Source organism: Blautia ammoniilytica, assembly GCF_025566965.1.
Classification (GTDB): Bacteria; Bacillota; Clostridia; order Lachnospirales; family Lachnospiraceae; genus Blautia_A; species Blautia_A ammoniilytica.
Genome location: NZ_JAOQJL010000044.1, coordinates 1 through 22,268, shown reverse-complemented (window position 1 = coordinate 22,268; position 22,268 = coordinate 1). Strand labels below are relative to the sequence as shown.

Here is a 22,268-nt window from a genome sequence, read left to right as displayed (position 1 = left end):
CCAGTGGCGCGTCTGATGATTCGGCCCTGGAAAGTTATATCCCGGCAGTCAGCTTCTGTAAAACAGCAAATCTAATTTTGGAGGAAAACATCATGGGTAAAAGTTATAAACCAATTACAAGTATGAAGGAAGTACCAGAGCAGCTTAGAAAATTACGCCGACAGTATCTGCGTTATCAACAGGCAGAGATTATTTACAGCATTTCTCATAAGAAACTTTTTGAACTCGCCAGTGATGCAGGTGCAATTTACAGAATAGATGGAACCGTATTGATTAACCGGGATATTTTTGATGACTATCTGGAGCGTTTTCATGAACCGGCAACAGGAAATGATAAGGAGAAGAAGACGGATGAGCGGTAATGTATGGATGTTTTCAGATGAAATCGATGATGAAGATCTGGAATTTATGCGCCATGATTACGTGACCTATAACATGGCGTGCGAATACTACAGACTGGGAATCAAACCCGTTGTCCGTATGGCACATGAAGCAGGGGCAGTATATAAAATTGGGAAAAAGGTGTTGATTCGAAGAAGTATATTTGAAGCATATCTGAGAGAGAAGAGAAAGATTTGATGGAGGAGAAGAACATGAGCAATCAGAGAAAAATACTACATGATGACAGGAATGGATTAGATTATGTGTTGGTAGGAGATTATTACCTGCCAGTGCTATCATTACCGGAAGAAACCAGACCGATTGGGTACTGGGGAATGCTTCGAAAAGAATATATGAAAAACTATAAATCAGGTATGTATTCTTATCTTCTGTTGACTGGGAAATTGGACAGCTATCTGGCAGATCTGAATGAACAGGCACAGGAACGGTATGAATTGATTGAGGCACAAATACGAAGTGCGGAGGGAGTTACAGAGGAATTAAAAGCATGTAATCCTATGGAGTGGGTGCGACAGTGTAATAATGTCGAGAATCGTGTGCAGGAAATTGTATTGAGTGAATTGGTATATGTATAGGAGGAGCGTATGAGATACAGGATTGAATATGCTGATGGAAGATGTTGCAATTTCGCAAACAGCAGAAAAGATTTACTGGATTGGTTGAAACTTCTGAAAGATGAACAGATTGTTGATATCCGTAAAATCTATAAAAGCGGTGTTACAGATTTAGTTCTGGATAGTTACCGAAGATATTTAAAATAGTGAAGGGGTAGATGAAGATGTTGAAGCATATATGAGCCAGCACCGTCATGATACAGACATACAGGAATTGAAAACATATTTTACAAGTGTGATAGACTGGATTTCTGGTGTATTTAGTGATGTGGAAAGTGAAATGCGTGGGATTGAGTGGGGAAGATTATTTGAAACTTATCATAACCAACCATATGATCCGGTGGAAGCAGGAAGCGGCACATAAGGAAGCACCGAAAGTAAGAGAAGATAAAGCCAGATAGATGTGAGGACGTGGGAGAAATCCTGCGTCCTTTTTTAATGCGGATAAATATGATAGATGGTAAATAGTGTGTTGTTATTACTCGGTCAACCGACTATGATATATAGTGAATATTTTGTAGAAGATAGAATGTCTGGTGACAGATGAAAAGCAGCATAAAGAATAGCGGTGAAATTCAAACAAAGGAACCTTACATCAAATGTAAGTGGTGTATTTATGCTTTGTGTAGTAAAATTTTAATTGTAAAAAAGTATGAACAAAAAAGAGGTGTTAAGAATGGATTATACAAAAAAACTTTTAGAAGTACGCGACCTGCACAAAGCATATTCCAAAGAGGGCGTTCCCACAAAAGCACTAAACGGAATTACCTTTGATGTTCTAAGTGGCGAATATTTGGGAATTATGGGAGCCAGCGGTTCCGGGAAAACAACATTATTAAATTGTATTGCTACGGTCATTAAACCTACCTCTGGACAAATTTTGCTCTCCGGGGCGAATATAAGTGCCTTTGACGGTGCTAAGTTAGCGGAATACCGTGGAAATAGAATTGGTTATCTGTTTCAAGACTTTGCTTTGCTTGATAATTTGACAGGCAGAGAAAATATTCTGTTGCCCTTATCCATTCACAATATAGATAGTTCCATAGCCGAAAAGCACCTAAATGATATAGCCGGATTTCTTGGAATTACTGATGTTCTTTCAAAGTTTCCGGCGCAAATGTCCGGCGGTCAAAAGCAGCGTGTAGCCGCAGCCCGTAGTTTGATTTCTAATCCAGATATTATTTTGGCTGATGAGCCGACAGGCGCATTAGACACAAAAGCTGCACGGTTGCTTATGGAAAAATTACAGGAAGTCAACCAAGTGCAAGGACGTACCATTTTAATGGTTACGCATGACCCTAACGCAGCAAGTTTCTGTTCCCGCATTTTGTTCATACAGGACGGCGTTATTTTCCATGAATTGCGTCGCAAAGTTCCGACAGAAACACGGGAAGAATTTTATGCGCGCATATTACAGGTAATGGCGCAAATGGGAGGAGGGAGCGCAAATGTTCTTTAACCTTGCATGGAGAAATTCCAAACGTAGCCGCAATGAAAATCTGATTTACTTTCTGACAATGGTAACGGCGGTAGCGGCATTTTACATTGTGCTTTCTCTCGGAGCGCAGGACGTTATACGCTTTTTAAGCAGCCTTGAAAGCGATGCCGTGGAACGGCTGCTTACAAACCTTTTACCTACTGTCTATGTTTGTGCATTATTATTTGTATTTTTCCTTGTAGTATTTGCAAATAAGTATCAGCTCGAATGTCGCAGCCGGGAACTAGGATTATATTTGATGTTTGGTATGACAAAGACCCGATTATTTACGCAAATTATGACGGAGGGGCTTATCACTTCACTTGTCGCCCTCTTGGGTGGACTTATCTGCGGTGGTTTTCTATCCGAAGTTATCAGCCTTGCAACGGCACGTTTAGTCGGACACGGTGTTATTGCACATCAATCAAGTTTTTCATTAAGCGCAGTTTTCTTTACGATATTGGGATTTTTAATCATCCAATGTGTGGCGTTGTTTATACTATGCGGAAAATTGTTTAAGAAAGAAGTCCACCAACTGCTTTATGGAGAAATGGGAAAAAAACAACACACGGGCAGCACACACGGAAGTTTGCTATCCCTTGTAATTGGTACGGCAGTTTTACTTGTTGCATACTGGGTTGTCATAGAACACTTCATGACTGGCGGTGGTGTAATGCTGCTTGTTGCTGTCCTGCTTGGAATTGTTGGAACAATTCTTTTTATCCGAGGCATTGCCCGGCTTTTAAGTATAGTAGCTGCTTCTAACAAACGGAAAGCGACAAATGGACTTTATGTATTTACTTTGCGACAGCTTCACGAGAATGTTGTTTATAAATATATTTCAATTAGTGTTGCGTCTATTCTGATGATGCTTACCATTATGTTTATTGCAAATGGTTCTGCAACTATTATGTCGCATGGGAATGAATTAACAAGAACTTCTGCTGTTTATGATTTTACAGTAATGGGCGAAGAACAGAATGTTGAGCAATACCTTTCCGACGACCAAATGCGAGTTTATGTAGCTAATCTTAACCGTATGGAAACAGGGAACATGAAACGTCCTGCTTCCGGGGAAATGAAATCCTTTGTTGACTGGTCTGTATTAAGAAAAGAGATTGTTCAAAACTTGCCAGAGGGTGTAATAGACCCTGCGACACAAGAAGCTGCCAGTTACGAATTTGGTTCACATCAACCCGCAGCCCTTAATCTGCTTGGATTTATTGATACGGGGAGTGTTTCTCCTTATATGCTCCCAGTTTCATCATATAATCGCCTGTTGGAAGCCGCAGGAGAAAAGCAAATAAATCTTGAAAATGACGAAGCTGTTTTTTACCTCAACCCGGACTTTTTAGAAGATGAACAGGAAGATACCGTTGCTCTGTTAGACAGGATTGCAGAGAACGCACAGACAAGCGGTAATGCGTTGATTTCCATTGACAAAAAGTCAGTTACACTTGTTCCGTCTGTACCGATGAAAGGACTTACTGCTGATGAAAATGTTAAAATTGTAACCGCATTGATTGTTTCCGACGAGATATATCATAACTATGTAGACCCGGACACCTGTTCTGTATATTGGAATTTCTGTATTCCGAATGAGATTGTAGAAGCAAACGGACTGATGCTGTCCGTTATGGAAGCACGCGATTTGCTGAAGCCGTCCGGTCTGTATTACGAAAGCTATCTTGATAATTTCGGGCGGCAACTATTTTATCTTATCTCCGGGAGTTACATGACTTTATATATGGGCTTTATGCTATTGATTATCGCGTGTGCATTGCTTGCTTTGCAATTCTTAACACAAATGCAATCGACAAAATCAAGATATTTGACACTCTCAATTTTGGGTGCGAGGCGAGAACAGATAAAACGGTCAATTTATAAACAAGTTTTATGGTATTTTCTACTCCCCCTAATGTTGGCTTGTATAAGTGGTACGGTTGGTCTTTATGCAATGCAGCAGCATTTATACTCTGACAGCACAAGGATCGGGCAATCTTATCCGTTGTTGATTATTATGGCATTTACTGTCGTTCTTATTATGGCAATTTACGGTGTGGCTGTTGCGCGGACAGCTACACGGGAAATCGGAAAAATAAATTACAAGCCTAATTCATAACAGGCTTACGTGAAAGGAGGTGGTCGTATTGGCACGAATTATGGTAGTTGAAGATGATGTTTATATGCGGGAAGAACTGACGGATTTATTGAGAAAGTCGGGGTATGAAACAGCCTCGTTATTTGATTTTGAAAACGCAATACCGGAAATTACAGAGTATTCCCCCGATTTGGTTTTACTCGACATAAATCTTCCATTTCATTCCGGCTTTGAAATCTGCAAAGAATTAAAAGCAAAGCAGCTTGGAACAGTGTTGGTATTGACAGCAAGAGATAAATTGCAGGACGAACTTCACGCATTAGGATTGGGAGCTGATGACTACTTAACAAAGCCGTGTAATATAGAGCGCCTGCTTGCCCGCATTAAAAATTTATTACGACGCAAAGAGGAACAGATACGGCAAGGCTTACTGGACGGGAACGGATTTTTACTTGACCCAAACACCTTTACAATTTATGTGGGGAAGAGTTCTTCCCTCATGCCACCCAATGAGGGAAAAATATTGCTTGCGCTTTTGAAGAAAAGCCCTAATCTTGTTACCAAACATGAGCTGTGCAACGTGCTTTGGGGAACGGAAGAATGCATTGACGAAAATGCGCTGCAAGTAACTTTTACGCGATTGAGGAAAACGCTCCGTGAATTTGGTCTTGAAGAACGGATAGAAACAGTACGCGGACAAGGCTACCGCTTGAAAGAGCAGGTGCGATTATGAAGAAGCTAAAAATATTTTTAACCTATATTTCCTCTAATCGTGTATGGATTATCACACTTGCCTGTTTGGACGTATTCTTTATATTCCTTGCCTGGCTGGCTAATCCAGATTATTTTATCAATTATGTTGCATTGATCATTTTCGTATCATTTGCCACACTTGCTATCCCGCTTGCTATATCAATCAGAAAACGCAACAAGACAGACGCTATTTTTCGGCGTTTTCTATTGGAGCCAGACGATACCAACGAATACTTACTGTGTGAAGCTGTTCCCGCAGTATTACGCCCTTATATCTGTGAATTGGGGCAGCATTTGAGGACGCAGCAGGAATATATCAACGAACAGAAAATTACAGTTACAGATTATCAACACTACATTGAAAATTGGGTACATGAAATCAAAAAGCCGCTATCCCTTATGACCTTGCTACTGGACAATCGAAAAGATGAAATGTCCCCTTTGGTTCATACCCGTATGCTGTATGTACGCGACCATACCCGACAGGATATAGAACAAATTCTATACTTTTCAAGGCTTGGGGCTACTCATAAGGATTACTTTTTTGAGCCGCTTTCAATTCTTGAAATTTGTCGTGAAGCAGTTGAAGATAATTTAACGCTTCTTGAAGAAGCTGGATTTTCTGTTGAATATACCGAAAACGATGCTCAAGTGATTTCTGACAAAAAAGGTTTGATGTTCATTTTAGGACAGATAATCAGCAATAGTGTGAAATATACGGGGAACAATCCTGCTCCTCGACTTCTCTTTTCCATTGCTGATAGTGCGGATAATGAACAGATTTCTTTATCTATGAAAGACAACGGCACAAGCATACCGTTGTCTGACTTACCTTTTGTTTTCGACAAGGGGTTTACTGGAGATACGGGCAGTTACCTTAGTCGTTCTACGGGTATGGGGTTATACCTTGTTCAGAAAATGGCAACTGACCTGTCTATCACGGTGGAGCTAAAAAACAATTCTTGCGGTGGAACAACTGTAACCTTGACGTTCCCGAAAGTGGAGCGTCCATTTGGGAGGTAATGAAATGCAGTTACAAAACGAAACAATAAAAGAGCGCACACCAATAAAAGGCTTGCTCATTGATTGGTTGATTATATTTGGAACATATCTTTTTATCCGTGTATTCTTCGCCCTCTTTGGGCTTCATCAGAATATTGTCATTTTGGGCTGTTGCCTTGCGGTATTGCCATATCTTTTGGGGGCAGTATATTTACAGAAATCCCACAAGCAATGTCCATTATGGCTTTCTGCATCGGCTATTTTAATACCGTCCATTGTTGAAAAAATAGCGATATATTTATTTGGTGCGTACTTATACAATTTAAGCCCGATAAATGTTTTAGGAGTTATGGAAGCGATTAAGAGTAACGCATCATACACAAACTTCATTAAAAATCAATCAGCACAGAATTTAATCAATCTATCATATTTGAATTGGACATACATTCTATGCAGTATAGCTATTTCTGTTTTGGTTATCTTGCTTTTAAATCAGACAAAACAGAAAAGTAATAAAGGATAAAGAGAACTTTATGAAAGTGACATAGTATAAAACATCTGCCACTCGACGGCAAAAGAAAAAAAAACGTCGCACAGCAAATATATAGGGTTAATTGTGAGATGAAAATATGAGAAATTAGCTGTATTTGATATATCTGAATCCGGCAGAGAGATTGGAGAAAAGTTGATACTTTTGCTTGATGAAAGACAACGGAAAGAACTTGCACAGTATTCGCCATATATTGCAATACCAAAGGTGTCTTCGCAAAACAGAAGATATATTCCGATGGATTATCTTGAAGGAGAAATAATTCCAGGCGATAAACTTTTTACAATGCCGTCAGCCACAAGTTACGAGTTTGGAATACTAATGTCCAATGTTCATATGGCATGGACCAGAGCAGTATGTGGTCGACTAAAGAGTGATTATAGTTATTCTAATATGATTGTTTATAATAATTTCCCTTGGCCTTCTCCAACAAATGATCAAAAGGAAAAGATAAGAAAAACGGCACAGGCTATCTTGAATGCTAGAGCACTTTATACAGATAGCAATCTTGCAGATCTTTATGATCCTTTGACAATGCCAACAGAATTACTGAAAGCACATAAAGCAAATAACAGAGCAGTGATGCATGCTTATGGATTTAGCATTAAAATGTCAGAAGCAGACTGTGTTGCTGAATTAATGAGAATGTATCAGAAATTGACAAAAGAAAAATAATGATTACCCCAAAGGGCATTAACCATAAGTGGTTAGTGCCTATTTTTTTGCTTTTTTTCAAAATCATCTGACTTTATACATTCTGCCACATGTGATTAGTGGAAAAATGATTTTTCAAGAAAATCCATGTCCTCACGTTCTCTGGAATATGCAACTAGCGAAGAAGTATTTCATTTATGTACAAAAAACTTGCAAAAAGGGGTTGGTAAATACCATTTCCAACGCTTTATAGGTAGAGGAATAATTATTTTTCAAAATTTCCCAAAATCATGTCCGATTTTGTCGCTCCCAATACAGAGTATATGAAGGGACTAACGAAAGTAAAAGAAAAAATGATAAAAATGTAAAAAAATATCACGAATCTTTTGCATCTTGCAAAGTCATTTGACTTTAGTAATTAGAGGACGTTTTGGAATGTTCCTTTGTTGAACCTTGACAATTGATAAGTGCACCCTGAAAGCCTACCAGGAGTTCTGCCATGACCTTTCTTTTTCTGAAAGCAAGCGGAATCATAATGACACTCCCGATGATGGGCGGTTGATCAAAGCCTTATGATCAGTGACCTGTGTATGCAGGCAGAGGCAGTCTGAGACGGCTGCAGGTGACAGGGAAACGCACAATAGACCGCTGATGCAACAAGTAACTAATAACAATGATTAAAGGGTATCATACCCGGAAAGGACGTAAAAACTATGAATAGAGTGATTTTAATGGGAAGACTGACAAAGAATCCGGAGATCAAATATGCCGGAAAAGATAATGATATGGCAGTAGCAAGATATACACTGGCAGTGAACAGAAAATATAAACGTGATGGTGAACAGGAAGCGGATTTTATTTCGTGTGTAACATTTGGTAAGAGTGCAGAGTTTGCACAGAAATATCTTCACAAGGGAATGCGGATTGTGATCGGTGGTCGCATCAGCACTGGCAGTTATAAGGATAAGGATGGAAAGACGATTTATACCACAGATGTGATTGTGGAAGAACATGAATTTGCCCAGAACAAGGACAGCGGTGCTGGAGCAGATTCATCAGAAACTCCGAAAACAGATAAAGACGGATTTATGGAAGCGAAGGATGGAGAAAATCCGTTTGACTAATAAAAGCAGAAATCTGTCTAATAAAAATGTGGAGGTTATTTATGAGTGTAAGTTATAACAGATTGTGGAAACAGCTCATTGATAAAAATATGAAGCGAATAGAAATGCAACACCTCACCGGGATTAGTGCAAATATCCTTGCCCGGATGGGAAAAAATCAATATGTATCAATGGAAACAGTCGAGAAAATTTGTAAGAAAATGGATTGTACTATTGACGAGATGATGGAATTTACAGATTAAAGATAGCAAGCCGGATACGGCATAATTCTCTTAGCAAAGCTAAGAGCGCACTTCTATACAGGCAATTACATCTGCCTGTATCGTGCGACCTGCGGTGCCATTCCTGACTTTGAAGAATTTCAATCCGGGAATATAGCGAAATCATAGATTTCGTACAAGGGGATAATTTCCCCTTGCGGCAAGAAGCCTATCCTATTGTAATAACTAATCTATTTTAAAATTGCGGAGGTCAGTATTTCTTTATTGTGAAACAACGACCTCTGTTTTTTATATCCAGGAATCGGCATTTATGAGAAGACCGGTTCTTTTTGTTTACAGAAAAAGGAGGACAGGAAAGTGAGCAGAGCAAAAAATCCGAAATATGAATCCATGTCATTGGAAGAACTGAGAGCCAACATGGAAAAAAGTAAAAAGGAACTGGAACATGCGATCCACAATAAAAATATTCTTGAACAGAGGAAAAGGATAGTGGAGCGAAAGGAACGTTCCCACAGATTGATCGTTAAAGGAGCAGAGTTTGAAAAAGCATTTCCATTATCCAGAGATTTGGAACAGGAAGAAGTTCAGGATGTTATGGAACAGTTGCAGAACAGTAGTTACAACAAGAGTATTGTGCGACAGGTTTACATAGCAGCCTTACACAAAGAGCAACAGCAGATTGCAGAAGCAGTTGAAAGAGCAGAAAAAGGAGATGACAGTTAATGGCATTGTATCATTTTTCGGTAAAGCAGGTGTCCAGAGGAAAAGGTCAGACAGTGGTTAATTCCGCAGCGTATATTTCGGGGCAGAAGCTTTATAACGATTATTATGGACAGACGCATGACTATACAAAAAAGTCTGGAGTAGTTTTCACAGAAATTCTGACGCCGGAATATGTGCCGGAACGTCTGACTGATCGGGAAACACTCTGGAATGAGGTAGAAAAGGTGGAGAAAAGTAAACGGGCACAGTTAGCTTATTCTTTTGATATTGCTTTGCAAAATGAACTGACGCTAGATGAAAATATAGAACTGGCAAGAGCGTTTTGCCGGGAGCAGTTCGTAGCACATGGCATGATTGTAGATCTGGCAGTTCATGAGGGAAAATCAAAGAATGAGGATGAACCAGATAATCCACATTTTCATGTACTTGCTCCAATCCGTCCTTTTACAGAAGATGGAAGATGGGGCAACAAGCAGAAACGGGAATATGTTCTGGATGAAGATGGAAACCGGATAAAAGATGCTAAAGGGAAGGATATATTCAATGCTGTTTCCACTACCGGGTGGAATGATCCGGAGCTTTTAAAGGAATGGAGAAGAGCGTGGACGGAGAAAGTAAATGAAAAATTCCGGGAGTGCCACATGGCAGCCAGAATTGATCACCGTTCTTACAAAGAGCAGGGAATTGACTTGATTCCGACCATACATGAGGGATATGAAGTTCGGGCGATGGAGAAAAAGGGGATTAAAACAATCATCGGGGAACTGAACAGAGCTATTCGACAGTTCAATCAGATGTTTATTTCTTTGAAAGAATCCATTCAGTGGATGAAGACAGCTTATGAAGAAATGAAGGTAGAACTGGATCGCAGACAGAACCCTACACTTCTGGAAAGCCTGCAAGATTATTATGATAAAAAGACACAGGGCAGACTACCGCTCCCAAATTTCTATGCGGAGATGAAACGGAGAGGGAAGAATCTCTCCAACTTACAGGAGTTTGCAAAGTCTATCAATTATCTTCAGACACATCAGATAGAGACAATGGATGACTTGAAGGAACGGATTGATGAACTGAATGGTGTTGTATCAGTCAGTAAAAAAGAGATTTCCGAAAAGCGAGATCAGTTAAAGAAACTGGAAAATCTACAAAAGATGGCAGAAGTAATAAAGATAAACCAGCCATTGATTGATGAATATAACCGTTTCTATTTTCAGAAAAGAAGGGAGAAATATTACCAGCAGCATAAGAAAGAAATCAATTACTATCGCAAATGTGAACGGGAGCTGAAACAGCATCTGGATAAAAATGGAAAAGTGCCAACTGCCAGATGGAAACGGGAAAAAGAAGAACTCCGGACAGCGATCGAAGAGCTGAAAGCAGATAAGCAGCCATATCAAGATGAGTTGGCTTTTGTGAAAAAAGTACAGACCTGTGCAGATATTGCCAGACGTGACCGGGAAATGGCAGAAGCAGATACTTCCGGGCGTTCAGAAGAAAAAAGCGAGAAGCAGACAAAGTTCCCAGCATTTCACGCAGCTCAGACGGAAGATATTTTTGAAGAAAGCGGTAAAGCAGAGCAACAGCCGGTGAATCAGCAGGAGAAGAAGCCAGAAAAGAAGACTTCTCTTCTGAGAAAATTGGATGAAAAGAAGAAAGAGTGTGCAGAGCGTGATGCAAAACAACAGGCAGTGAGGGAAAAACGGAACCATGAGATGAGTTTATAACAGTCTGTCAACAGGACAGATAGGAAAGGATGATGAAAATGCAGTATACAGAAGAACAGATTGCAAGAGCAAACCAGACCGATCTTGTTTCTTTCCTGAACGAACAGGGAGAACAGTTGGTAAAAAGTGGCAGAGAATACCGTTGGAAAAAGCATGACAGTGTAACGATATCCGGAAACCGATGGTATCGGCATAGTCAGAGTAAAGGAGGTTATCCGGTAGATTTTGTAATGGAATTTTATTATGCAACATTCCCGGAAGCAGTGAAAATGCTGATCGGGGAAGAAGGCGAAGGCAGGCAGAAGTCCTGCCCCGCCCCGTCAAAAGACTTCCGATTACCGGAGAAAAATAAAGATAATGAAATGATTGTAAAGTATCTGACAGAAAGCAGAGAGCTTGAGAAAAATCTGGTGATGGAATGGATTGTCAGAGGAGATATTTACGAAGAAAAGAAGCATCATAATGTTGTATTTATCGGCAGAGATGCAGATGGTATTCCAAGATATGCACATTGCCGTGGAACTGGTGAAATGAAATATCGTGGAGATGTAGCCGGTTCTGATAAAGCTTTTGGATTTTGCCACAGAGGAACGGATAATCAGTTGTTTGTGTTTGAAGCAGCCATTGATCTGCTCTCTTTTATTCAGTTGTTTCCCAAAGACTGGAAGAAACGCAGCTACCTGAGTCTGGGTGGAGTCTCCAGTGTGGCACTGATGACCTTTCTTTCTGAACGCCCTCAGATTACTTCTGTTTTCCTGTGCCTGGATAATGACCAGGCAGGGAATGAGGCTTGTGAGAAACTGGCAGGAGAAATCTCAGAAGGATACAGTGTAATTCGTCTGAAACCATCGCGAAAAGACTGGAATGAAATCCTCTGTGATAAAAATACTGACAGAAAGAAAGCAATCGCAGAAACAATCACAATAAAAGTACCAGAAGCAGAAGAACTGGTGCCGATGTTATGTTATGAAGATATTAAGCAGACCAGTGTGGAGTGGTTGTGGTTTCCTTATATTCCATTTGGAAAACTGACAATCATTCAGGGCAATCCGGGAGAAGGAAAAACTTATTTTGCAATGATGCTGACGGCAGCTTGTACCAATCGAAAGTTATTTCCTAATATGGAAGATATTGAACCGTTCAATGTAATTTATCAGACAGCAGAGGACGGTATGGGTGACACTATCAAGCCAAGACTGATAGAAGCAGGAGCAGATCTGAGCCGGGTTATGGTAATTGATGATACGGAAGAAGCATTAACCCTATCTGATGATCGAATTGAAAAAGCAGTCAGACAGAATCGAGTGCGGCTTGTAATCATTGATCCGGTACAGGCATTTATTGGAGCAGATGTGGATATGAACCGGGCAAATGAAGTGCGTCCGGTGTTCCGAAAACTGGGAATGATTGCCGAGAAGACCGGATGTGCCATTGTGCTGATCGGACATCTGAATAAATCTTCCGGAACACAGAGCACTTATCGAGGACTTGGTTCTATTGATATTATGGCAGCAGTGCGAAGCTTGATTTTCATCGGAAAAGTAAGAAAAGATCCAACCACAAGGGTGTTGATTCATGAAAAAAGCTCGCTAGCGCCACCAGGGGAGACAATGGCATTTAAACTGGGAGACGAAGAAGGATTTCGATGGGTGGGAGCTTATGAGATTTCCGCAGATGAATTGTTAGATGGAAAAGAAGGAAAAGCAACAGAAACAAAGCTGGAGCGAGGGAGAAAATTGATCAGGGAACTGCTTGCTGATAAAAAAGAAATTTCAATCAGGGAATTAGACGAAAAGGCAAAGGAGCAGGGAATATCCGGGAGGACAATGCGTGATGTGAGAAGCCGAATGAAGAATGAGTTGGAGTACCAAGTAAATGAAAAGCAGGAGAATAGTATTCGATTAAAAGAATGATGGGTGGCAGAGTCATCGAAGCAAATACAGATTTTTATAGATACCCTATCTGCCACCTGCCGTCTGCCGGTGCATGAATACTTTCAAGTATCAGGAGTAAGTAAAAGTAGATTGACAGATAATATAGAAAAGCGTATTATAATAATAAGAGGTGGGATTTCCCACACAAATGCTTGCGTAGGAGGTGTTGATAATGGAAGCAATGAAAGATTATGTTGCCCATCTGGATAACAAAAAAAGAATTACTCTCAGAGGAGCTGCTTATCAGTATTATAATGTAAAAGAATATGGAAATGGCTGCATTATTCTGGAACCTCGGGAACTGGCAGTGCCAGAGTGCATTTCAGCCAGAACTCTGGCAGATATGGATCGTGCAGTAAGCAATTTTAAAAGAGGCGATGTTTCCCAGGCTATTGACCTGTCAGATTTTTAAAAGGAATGAGAGATGAATTTTAATATACGAATGGGAATTCCTGAAATGCAGGAACTTTGGTTAGATCTGCAGGAGAAATATCGTTCCGGTAATATAAAAAAGAAGGAAGAACAGTTGTATAAAAAATGGGGAAAGGCTTTAAAGCTGTTGTCGGCTGATCCGGGTTATCCGAGTCTTCAAACCCATGAAATAGAGCCATTATCCAGACGTTACGGAATGAAAGTGTGGCAATCTTATCTGGAAAATAAAACCAGTGGCGCAATGAGAATGTACTGGGTTTATGGACCAGACCAGAAAGATATTACAATTATTGGATTGGAGCCACACCCGGAAGATAAGAAAAATGGCGCATACGACCGAATTTCACTGTCGGATTTGTAGAATAAAACTGAATATGGAACTTAACACGAGCAGTTAGTCTATGAAAAATAGGTTAGCTGCTTTTTTCATGCAGAAAAGGAGGTGCGGTGTATGGGATATGCACGTAAAGATGTAGAGAAAACAAAGAAAATAGCAAAGAAATTCGTCCGTTATCAGGAAGGGGCAGAGCTTTACAGCATTGGGCTGACGAAATTCCAGGAGCTGGCGAAAGAAGCCAAAGCAGTGTATAAGATTGACAAGGTTGCCCTTGTAAACTGTGAGATATTTGAAAAGTATCTGGAGACATTCCGGATTGCGTAGGGAAGAAAAAATTGTGGAAGGACGAAAAACAGGGATTGACTTTTTGTCATACGAAAACTATAATGAAGATGTGGAGGAATAAGAACAGATATGGCGAAGACAGGAAGACCAAAGTCGGAAAATGTAAAAAAGAAAGTATTGAGTATCCGGGTGGAAGATTCTATGTATAAGCGTATCTGCGATTATGCCGGAAAGCACAAAATGACTGTGACAGAAGTTGTCCTGCAGGGACTGGAAAGAATTTTGAACAGACCTGAATAACATGAAGTCCTTCCTTTATTGAAGGAGGATTTTATATGGCACAGACAAGAAAAGATCTGCGAGGCAGAGTCTTGCGGAAAGGTGAATCACAGAGACGTTCCGATGAGAGGTATGTATATACTTATACAGATCCCCTTGGAAGACGTAAGTATGTTTATGCACAAGACCTTGTAACGCTTCGAGAAAAAGAAGCACAGCTCATGAAAGACCAGATGGACGGTCTGGATATTTATGTTGCCGGAAAGGCTACAGTAAATTTTGTATTTGACCGCTACATGAGTCTCAAAAACAATCTGAAACCAACGACCAAGAGTAATTATCTTTATATGTATGACCGATTTATCCGGGATACATTTGGAAAGCGGAATATAGCAGAGATTAAGTATTCTGATGTGGTGCAGTTCTATAATCATTTGACCAAGAAGCAGGAACTGAAGATTAACACATTGGAAACCATTCATACGTTATTGCATCCAACTTTTCAACTGGCTGTAAGGGATGACATTATCAGAAAAAATCCTACGGATGGAGTCATGGCAGAATTAAAGAAAAACTTAGGCATGAAGACCGGTGTGAGACATGCACTGACAATTCCACAGCAGAGAGCATTTATGGAATATATTGCTGCGCATCCGATTTATTTTCACTGGTGGCCGATTTTTACGATTTTTCTTGGAACCGGGTGCCGGATTGGAGAAGTTTTAGGGCTTCGATGGGAAGACATTGATTACGAGAAGCGGATTATCAGCATCAATCATAATCTGACGTATTATCCGGTAGGAGAAGACCGGGCATCGGAAAATCACATTTCGACGCCGAAAACAGAAGCCGGAATGCGTACGATTCCCATGTTGGATACAGTGAAAGATGCTTTTGAAATGATCTGGGAAGAGCAGAAAGAAAATGGCTGGACAGATGCAGAGATTGACGGAATGACAGGCTTTGTTTTCTGTAACCGTTATGGAAATATAATGAATGCCCAGTCAGTCAATCGAGCAATCAAGAGAATCTCATCTGCTTATAACGCAACAGAAGAAATAGAGGCAAAAAAAGAGCATCGGGAGCCGGTGCTGTTGCCGGATTTTTCAGCGCACAGCTTGAGACACACATTTTGCACAAGGCTTTGTGAAAGAGAAACAAACCTGAAAATAATCCAGTCGATCATGGGGCATAAGGATATTCAGACCACTATGGATATCTATGCAGAAGCGACAGAGGAGAAAAAACAGGAAACATTTGAACATTTGGCTGCAACAATGGATGTATTTTAAGAAGGGCTTATGAACCCTTTCATCTGACAACAGAAATAACCAAATGACATCAAATTGACAACAGATATGATTTGACAATGATTCATCATGAATGGTGATGAAGAGAAGACAATTTAATAGAAATAGCACAGCGAAGCATCACGAAGGGTAATGAAGAAAAATCAAAAAAATTCCCGACAATGAAGTCATTAGACGCTGACAAGAAGGCAAATAAGACTTCCGAAGCAGCTCCTGCAGCTGCAGAAAAAGCTGTTGAGAAGATTGATTTCTCCAACGTAAAGATCGAGCCGATCTTTGAAGAAATGGTTGATTTCGATACATTTGCAAAATCTGATTTCCGTGCAGTTAAGATTTTAGCTTGTGAGGCAGTGCCGAAATCCAAGAAGCTTCTGAAGTTCACACTGGATGATGGAGAGCGCAAGGATCGCGTGATCTTAAGCGGTATTCATGAGTATTACGAGCCGGAAGAACTGGTTGGTAAGACTTGTATTGCCATAGTAAATCTTCCGCCGAGAAAGATGATGGGCGTTGATTCCGAAGGTATGCTGATCTCAGCAGTACACGAGGAAGACGGTCACGAAGGACTGAACCTTCTGATGGTAAATGACAGAATCCCGGCAGGTGCAAAGCTGTACTAATCCAGAAAAAAGAGTTCGGTTTGGTAGTCATAGACGTCCAATCAGGAAAAGTGGTTCCACGGATTGACATGGAGCTACATGAAACGGCCTGGAGCTGTATAGATTGAAATAATGATGTATGGATTATAAGGAAACAGAATAAGGAGCTCTATGGATTCTTAACTGTTTGACTTATTTGTTTACAAGTAAAATATTGATTATTTTTGAGGAGCATTTTTCAAAAATAAGGTGTATAAAGGGACACTTCTCTTTTGGTAGAAATACCAATGGAAGGTGTCCTTTTTTTGTTGTCAGGCATGCAATTATTCATTTTGATGATATGCAGAAAATACATCCTTTCATGTACCTGCCAAATAAATTTCTGGAAACAATGAGGAAGCCATGAAAAAACGAAAAACACCTGACTTGGAAAAATATCTGGAAGGAAAGAAACGCAGATTTGTAAATTACACACAGGGAGCATAGATTTATAGGATGTCCTATTGGCCTTTTGTCAGACTGGCAAAAAGAGCAGAAGCAAATTATCCGATTTGAAAGACAGATATTGTTGATCTGAATATTCTGGATGATTTTTTGGAAGACAATCCTGAGGTTGTATCAGAATTAAAGAAGAGAAAGGGGAAGCGTTATGGGAAATAATCGAAGCAAGGTTCCGGATTTGGAAAAGCTTGTCAAAGGAGGACGTAAGAAATTTGTCCGTTATGAAGAAGGCGCAATGCTTTACTCCATGGGGGTTCATACATTTCAACAGTTAGCGAAAGATGCCAGAGCAGTATACCATGTCAAACGAATCGTGTTAGTTAATCTGGATCTTATTGATGAATATCTGGAAGCATTCCGTGATGAAGAATTTTGATGAAAGAATACAGGAGGAACAACATATGTGTAAAGTGATATCCATTACAAACCAGAAAGGCGGAGTCGGTTATGGAAAGTAAGTCATTATGAAAAGTTCATAGCCGCACATCCCATAAATCTGCCATTTTATGATTGTACAACTTTGCATAAAACTTCATGATTATTATAGACCACGGTCAATAAATATTATGGAGGTAATTATGGAAGAACAACAAACACTGGACGAACACATCCAACAGACCTATGACTGGCTTGTTGCTGCAAAATATTCCAAAGGAACTGTGTACTCCTTTAAGTGCATCACAAATCAGTTAAAAACTTATGCTGCAGGAAAAAATGAAATCTATTTTTTCATGGATCTTGCGTTGTCATTTCTTGAAGACCACTACCATCTTTCAAGTGACATTCGAAATAAGAAACCATGTTTTTTAAGATTCATGGAAATGCTTTCAGATTTTAAGCTTAACAATTCCGTTATGATCAAAGAACGTAAGCGTGAATACCAGTTCCCGGAAGTCTTTCTTCCGGCAGTAGAAGGCTACAACAAATATCGTAGGAGCATAAACATCAAGGAAGACAGTATTCTACGAACACAGCTTTATCTGGAAAGATTTTTTGATTTCTTGGAAGGAAAGGGGTGCTGCTCATTTGAAAAAATCACTATTTCTGTAATTTATGATTTTATCGCAGCGTTATCCTGTTTTTCAAAACCGACTGCAGCTGCAACACTTAGAGCAGTAAAACTTTTTCTGGAATATTCCTTTAAAAATGGTTTTTATGACAAGGATACCTATAAGAGGATCCCCTGCATTCATTACAACAAAAACAGCACACTTCCTTCTGTTTATACAGCAGAAGAAGTCTCAAAAACTTTAGCGGGGATTGATCTCGGCAATCCCGGCGGTAAGCGGGATTATGCAATTATCCTGTTAATTGCAAGGCTCGGATTAAGAGCTAGTGATGTGGCAAATCTGCGTTTTGAAAACATTAACTGGGAAACAAATAAAATCAGTTTCTATCAGATTAAGACAAAAAAGCAAATAGAACTGCCTCTTCTGAAAGATGTAGGTGAGTCCATTATCGAATACATGAAATACGGTCGTTCGACTTGTAATTCGGATCATATTTTTGTCAGACACAGGGCACCTATACATGAATTTACAGCATCTGCTGTCGGCTCTACTGTCCACAGGCATCTTTTAAAGGCTGGAATTAAAACGGAAGGGCGTCATTACGGTGCGCATGCACTGAGACATAGTCTGGCAGGAAGACTTCTGGAAAACAGAATTCCTCTTCCGGTCATTTCCGAAATCCTTGGACATTCAAGTACTGAAATCACCATGGCTTATCTAAGGGTTGATCTTGAACAGCTTAGAAACTGTGCATTGGAGGTATCCGGTTATGAAAACTGAGCATAAAGCACCTGAAATGAGCGGCATATTTAAAGAACTTGCAGAAAATTTCATATCTTTCAAAAGAAATCTTGGATTTAAATATCAATCCGAGGAGAAAGTAATGTCCCGTTTTTGCAGATTCAGCAACGATTATGATCTGACGGAAGTCTGTATCACCAAAGAACTCGCAGAGGATTGGATAGCTCCCCGAGCAGGGGAGGCAGGCAAAAGCCGTGCCCACAGACTGACATGTGTGAGACAGTTTGGTGAATACCTGTACACTCTTGGCTATGAGGTATATTTTTTACCTGAACAACGTGGTATGTGGACTGCCTCCTTTGTTCCATATATTTTTAAGCATGAGCAGATAATTGCATTGTTTGCAGCTGCTGATAACACTAAATTTTGTGATGACAGAAGAAACATACAAAACTGTCTGCCTGTTATTTTCAGGATGCTGTATGGATGTGGATTACGTGTTTCCGAAGCTCTAAAGCTGCAGGTAAAGGATGTAAATCTTACAGATGGTATCCTGACAATAAAAGGAGCCAAGATGGATAGGGATCGTCTGATCCCCATGTCTGAATCCCTTACACAGGTCTGTCAAAAATATGCGGATAAAATCTGGTGAGACAAAGATACAGATTATTTCTTCATGGCACCGGATCATACAATGCTCAGCCCGAATACGATCTATGGGAAATTCCGTGTTTATCTTAAAGTGATGGGGATTTCCCATGGTGGAAAAGGTCAGGGACCAAGACTCCACGATCTGCGTCATACCTTCGCAGTACACGTGCTGCAAAAATGGGTAACCGGAGGAAACGATCTCACTGCGATGCTTCCTATGCTTTCCGCATATATAGGCCATAAATCTGTCAGTGCTACTTCCCGATATCTTCGGCTCACTGCTGAAGTTTATCCTGAATTATTAAGTACAATAGAGGAAAAATGTGCTTTTGTGATTCCGGAGGTGCAAAATGAAGAAATATGATTTTGGTTTTTACCTTACAAGATTTTTGACCACATACCTCCCTTCGCAGAGGGGGATAAAAGCAAACACACAATTGTCTTACAGGGACACGTTTTCTCTTTTGCTTATTTATTGTAAAGAACAGGAAAGTATACAACCTGATAAAGTAAAGCTTCAGCTTTTAGACCGTGAACTGATAAACCGCTTTTTGAACTGGCTTGAAGAAACACGTAACTGTAAACCGGCTACCCGAAATCAGCGTCTGGCGGCAATACATTCTTTTTTTCGTTTTCTCATCATTGAATGCCCTGAAAAAATAGAACAGTGCCAGCAGATCCTCAGCATACCCATGAAAAAAGTGGAACAGCCTTTGATAAAATATCTGTCTCTTGAAGGGACAAAGGCACTTCTGGAACAACCAGACGTTATGTCTCTCTCCGGTCGTCGTGATAGTGTTTTGCTGACGCTTATGTATGATACAGGATGCCGTGTACAGGAACTGGTTGATTTAAGGGTTTGTGATATCACACTTGCGGATACTGTAACCGTGAAAGTAACCGGAAAAGGTGATAAAAGCAGGATCGTACCTGTAATGGCGCCTACAGGACAGCTTATCAGACAATATATAGCTGAGAATCATCTGGATACTGCACTCTACCGAAACCATCCTTTATTTACCAACAGGTCAGGTAAGAAAATGACTCGTGCCGGGATTACCTACATCCTTCAAAAATATGCTGAACAGGCATATCTTTCCGGACATGAAGATGTTGATCCCAAATTGACTCCACACTGTTTGCGCCATTCAAAGGCAATGCACCTGCTCCAGTCAGGGATAAACCTTATCTATATCCGAGATCTGCTTGGACATTCGGATGTATCAACCACGGAAGTTTACGCCAGAGCAGACGAAAAAATGAAACGTGAAGCTCTTGAAAATGCTTATCAAAGTCCTTCAGACGGAGAAATGCCATCATGGCAGGAAGATAATGATCTTCTTAATTGGCTCAAAAACTTCGGTAAATAGCAACACCTAATTATGCAAAGTAATTGGAGAAAGAAATGCTGAATATATCAGGTTTCTGTTCTCCAACTTTCCATAATTACCTACTATGCATAACCGACTTTATGTGAAGCTTCGCATAATGTTGGAAAGTCCGTATCAAGCCATAATCTGGCATATTCTTTGGCTAAGCTTGGCAAAAAGGTTCTGGCTGTCGATTTCGACAGTCAGGCAAATATGAGTACTTGTTTTGGGATTGAAGATACAGCTGCGGTACCGATTACCATAGGACATTTGATGATGAATCAGATTGAAGATGAAGAAATGCCGGCTCCGGAAGAATACATTCAGAGTAGAAATGGTGTGGATTTTATTCCTTCGTCTATGGTGCTTTCGGTAGTGGATTCCAAGCTTCGATTGGAGATGGGAGCAGAGAAAATGCTTTCCAATATTCTTGAATCACTGAAGGATAGGTATGATGCGATTATTATTGATACTTGTCCGGCTCTTGGTGCTTTAACCATAAATGCATTGGCTGCAGCAGATGGTGTGATTATCACAGTAAATCCTCAGCTTCTGGCAATGATGGGATTACAGGATTTTTTGAAAACGGTGAAGAAGATAAAGAGTCGAATTAATCCCAAACTGGAGGTGGAAGGCATTTTGCTTACGATGTGTGATGCCAGGACAAATCTCTGCAAGGTGATTACAGAGCAGGTGATGGAAACTTTTGAAGGTCAGATAAAGATATTTGAAAGCAAGATTCCAAATACCGTGAAGGTTGGAGAAGCCGTTTATTACAGTGAACCACTTTTGGAATACGCACCTGAAAGCAAGGCTTGTTGTGCCTATGAGGATTTAGCAAAGGAGTTGGTGAGAAATGAAGACTAATGAACCAAAAAGAAAAATATTTGCTGATGCTGTGGATCTGATTGGTGGTGGGAAGTCAGAAGTGTCTGGTGCCAACTGTGTGGAAATGTTAGATATTGATGCAATTAAACCTATTAGACACCATCCATTTCATCTGTATGAAGGAGAAAGACTCAGCGACATGGTTGAGAGCATAAAGGAACATGGAATTCTTACACCGGTAATTGTCAGAAAGATGCATTATGGATATGAAATGCTGGCAGGACATAACAGACAAAACGCAGGGAAGCTTGCTGGACTTAAGGAAATACCAGCCATAGTGAAAGAGAATCTACCGGATGATGAAGCGTATGTCTATGTTATCGAGACAAACTTGATGCAACGCTCATTTACTGATTTGTCGGTTTCTGAGAAGGCGGCGGTACTTGCAGAGCGATATGACAAGGTTCTATATCAGCGAAAAAGAGATGAAATCATAACGGAACTTAAGGAGCTGGAATGTGGTTCTGACAAAGGTGGACATGATGTCCACCTTTCAGACTGTAGACAAAGCCCTGCTTTTGCAGGGTTTTGCTATTATTGGAACCGCTTTTCTGATATAATAAATATCAGAAGGGCGGTGTTT

At 40.2% G+C, this 22,268-nt stretch carries 26 protein-coding genes and 3 pseudogenes; all 29 read left to right on the top strand.

All coding sequences use genetic code 11. From position 1 onward, the window contains the following. The first annotated feature begins 92 nt into the window (after positions 1–92). Positions 93–362, top strand: a complete 270-nt coding sequence (locus tag OCV61_RS16225; protein ID WP_055282113.1) for a DUF6462 family protein — start codon at positions 93–95, stop codon at positions 360–362. Continuing rightward, on the top strand, positions 352–579 hold the full coding sequence (locus OCV61_RS16220) for a DUF6462 family protein (RefSeq protein ID WP_055282111.1): 228 nt from the start codon (positions 352–354) through the stop codon (positions 577–579). The genes OCV61_RS16225 and OCV61_RS16220 overlap by 11 nt, the downstream gene beginning before the upstream one ends. A gap of 14 nt (positions 580–593) precedes the next feature. Next, positions 594–977, top strand: a complete 384-nt coding sequence (locus OCV61_RS16215; protein WP_055282232.1) for a TnpV protein — start codon at positions 594–596, stop codon at positions 975–977. 9 nt (positions 978–986) lie between these two features. Next, positions 987–1,163, top strand: coding sequence for a hypothetical protein (locus OCV61_RS16210; protein WP_172679858.1), 177 nt, complete (start codon positions 987–989; stop codon positions 1,161–1,163). Between the two features lie 31 nt (positions 1,164–1,194). Beyond that, positions 1,195–1,380, top strand: a complete 186-nt coding sequence (locus tag OCV61_RS16205) for a hypothetical protein (RefSeq protein WP_055282109.1) — start codon at positions 1,195–1,197, stop codon at positions 1,378–1,380. Between the two features lie 312 nt (positions 1,381–1,692). Next, complete coding sequence (locus OCV61_RS16200) at positions 1,693–2,475, top strand: ABC transporter ATP-binding protein (protein ID WP_055282106.1); 783 nt, start codon at positions 1,693–1,695, stop codon at positions 2,473–2,475. Beyond that, the gene (locus tag OCV61_RS16195) at positions 2,465–4,615 is read left to right on the top strand and encodes an ABC transporter permease (RefSeq protein ID WP_055282104.1); all 2,151 of its coding nucleotides are present in this window, start codon (positions 2,465–2,467) and stop codon (positions 4,613–4,615) included. The genes OCV61_RS16200 and OCV61_RS16195 overlap by 11 nt, the downstream gene beginning before the upstream one ends. Before the next feature lie 28 nt (positions 4,616–4,643). Continuing rightward, positions 4,644–5,327, top strand: a complete 684-nt coding sequence (locus OCV61_RS16190) for a response regulator transcription factor (protein WP_226838039.1) — start codon at positions 4,644–4,646, stop codon at positions 5,325–5,327. Further along, the gene (locus OCV61_RS16185; protein ID WP_055282102.1) at positions 5,324–6,370 is read left to right on the top strand and encodes a sensor histidine kinase; all 1,047 of its coding nucleotides are present in this window, start codon (positions 5,324–5,326) and stop codon (positions 6,368–6,370) included. The genes OCV61_RS16190 and OCV61_RS16185 overlap by 4 nt, the downstream gene beginning before the upstream one ends. A gap of 4 nt (positions 6,371–6,374) precedes the next feature. Next, positions 6,375–6,872, top strand: a complete 498-nt coding sequence (locus tag OCV61_RS16180) for a hypothetical protein (protein WP_055282100.1) — start codon at positions 6,375–6,377, stop codon at positions 6,870–6,872. 171 nt (positions 6,873–7,043) lie between these two features. Next, positions 7,044–7,574: a type IIL restriction-modification enzyme MmeI gene (locus OCV61_RS16175; protein ID WP_055282097.1), complete on the top strand. Its 531-nt coding sequence runs from the start codon at positions 7,044–7,046 to the stop codon at positions 7,572–7,574. Positions 7,575–8,266: 692 nt separating this feature from the next. After that, positions 8,267–8,677 (top strand): single-stranded DNA-binding protein, encoded by a 411-nt coding sequence (locus OCV61_RS16170; protein ID WP_148872503.1) that lies wholly within the window; start codon positions 8,267–8,269, stop codon positions 8,675–8,677. Positions 8,678–8,718: 41 nt separating this feature from the next. Next, positions 8,719–8,919 (top strand): helix-turn-helix domain-containing protein, encoded by a 201-nt coding sequence (locus OCV61_RS16165; protein ID WP_055282092.1) that lies wholly within the window; start codon positions 8,719–8,721, stop codon positions 8,917–8,919. 336 nt (positions 8,920–9,255) lie between these two features. Next, positions 9,256–9,621: a DUF3847 domain-containing protein gene (locus tag OCV61_RS16160; RefSeq protein ID WP_055282090.1), complete on the top strand. Its 366-nt coding sequence runs from the start codon at positions 9,256–9,258 to the stop codon at positions 9,619–9,621. Then, positions 9,621–11,348 (top strand): MobQ family relaxase, encoded by a 1,728-nt coding sequence (mobQ, locus tag OCV61_RS16155; protein WP_148872499.1) that lies wholly within the window; start codon positions 9,621–9,623, stop codon positions 11,346–11,348. The genes OCV61_RS16160 and mobQ overlap by 1 nt, the downstream gene beginning before the upstream one ends. A gap of 38 nt (positions 11,349–11,386) precedes the next feature. After that, positions 11,387–13,261: an AAA family ATPase gene (locus OCV61_RS16150; protein ID WP_055282228.1), complete on the top strand. Its 1,875-nt coding sequence runs from the start codon at positions 11,387–11,389 to the stop codon at positions 13,259–13,261. Between the two features lie 193 nt (positions 13,262–13,454). Next, positions 13,455–13,694, top strand: coding sequence for a hypothetical protein (locus tag OCV61_RS16145; protein ID WP_055282085.1), 240 nt, complete (start codon positions 13,455–13,457; stop codon positions 13,692–13,694). 12 nt (positions 13,695–13,706) lie between these two features. After that, entirely contained in the window at positions 13,707–14,075 is a 369-nt protein-coding gene (locus OCV61_RS16140; protein ID WP_015526702.1) for a hypothetical protein, read from the top strand. Positions 14,076–14,165: 90 nt separating this feature from the next. Continuing rightward, complete coding sequence (locus OCV61_RS16135) at positions 14,166–14,375, top strand: DUF6462 family protein (RefSeq protein ID WP_005609464.1); 210 nt, start codon at positions 14,166–14,168, stop codon at positions 14,373–14,375. A gap of 90 nt (positions 14,376–14,465) precedes the next feature. After that, the gene (locus tag OCV61_RS16130; protein WP_172677201.1) at positions 14,466–14,636 is read left to right on the top strand and encodes a hypothetical protein; all 171 of its coding nucleotides are present in this window, start codon (positions 14,466–14,468) and stop codon (positions 14,634–14,636) included. Positions 14,637–14,671: 35 nt separating this feature from the next. Then, a complete protein-coding gene (locus OCV61_RS16125) occupies positions 14,672–15,907 on the top strand; it encodes a tyrosine-type recombinase/integrase (RefSeq protein WP_055282084.1) in 1,236 nt (411 codons plus the stop codon). 170 nt (positions 15,908–16,077) lie between these two features. Beyond that, positions 16,078–16,545: pseudogene (gene metG / locus OCV61_RS16120) on the top strand (methionine--tRNA ligase subunit beta); the annotation flags it as partial. Positions 16,546–17,010: 465 nt separating this feature from the next. Then, positions 17,011–17,079: a DUF6462 family protein gene (locus OCV61_RS18860; RefSeq protein ID WP_288219176.1), complete on the top strand. Its 69-nt coding sequence runs from the start codon at positions 17,011–17,013 to the stop codon at positions 17,077–17,079. A gap of 94 nt (positions 17,080–17,173) precedes the next feature. Next, positions 17,174–17,401, top strand: a complete 228-nt coding sequence (locus OCV61_RS16115) for a DUF6462 family protein (RefSeq protein ID WP_004843802.1) — start codon at positions 17,174–17,176, stop codon at positions 17,399–17,401. Positions 17,402–17,603: 202 nt separating this feature from the next. Next, entirely contained in the window at positions 17,604–18,815 is a 1,212-nt protein-coding gene (locus tag OCV61_RS16110) for a site-specific integrase (protein ID WP_158422671.1), read from the top strand. Then, positions 18,805–19,791 (top strand): annotated as a pseudogene (locus tag OCV61_RS16105) (tyrosine-type recombinase/integrase). Before OCV61_RS16110 ends, OCV61_RS16105 begins: the two are co-directional and overlap by 11 nt. Next, positions 19,778–20,797, top strand: coding sequence for a tyrosine-type recombinase/integrase (locus OCV61_RS16100; RefSeq protein ID WP_158422670.1), 1,020 nt, complete (start codon positions 19,778–19,780; stop codon positions 20,795–20,797). The pseudogene OCV61_RS16105 and the gene OCV61_RS16100 overlap by 14 nt, the downstream one beginning before the upstream one ends. A gap of 129 nt (positions 20,798–20,926) precedes the next feature. Continuing rightward, positions 20,927–21,664 (top strand): annotated as a pseudogene (locus tag OCV61_RS16095) (ParA family protein); the annotation flags it as partial. Continuing rightward, positions 21,654–22,268: ParB N-terminal domain-containing protein (locus tag OCV61_RS16090; RefSeq protein WP_158422668.1), on the top strand; the 615-nt coding region annotated here is incomplete at its 3' end. The pseudogene OCV61_RS16095 and the gene OCV61_RS16090, both read left to right, overlap by 11 nt.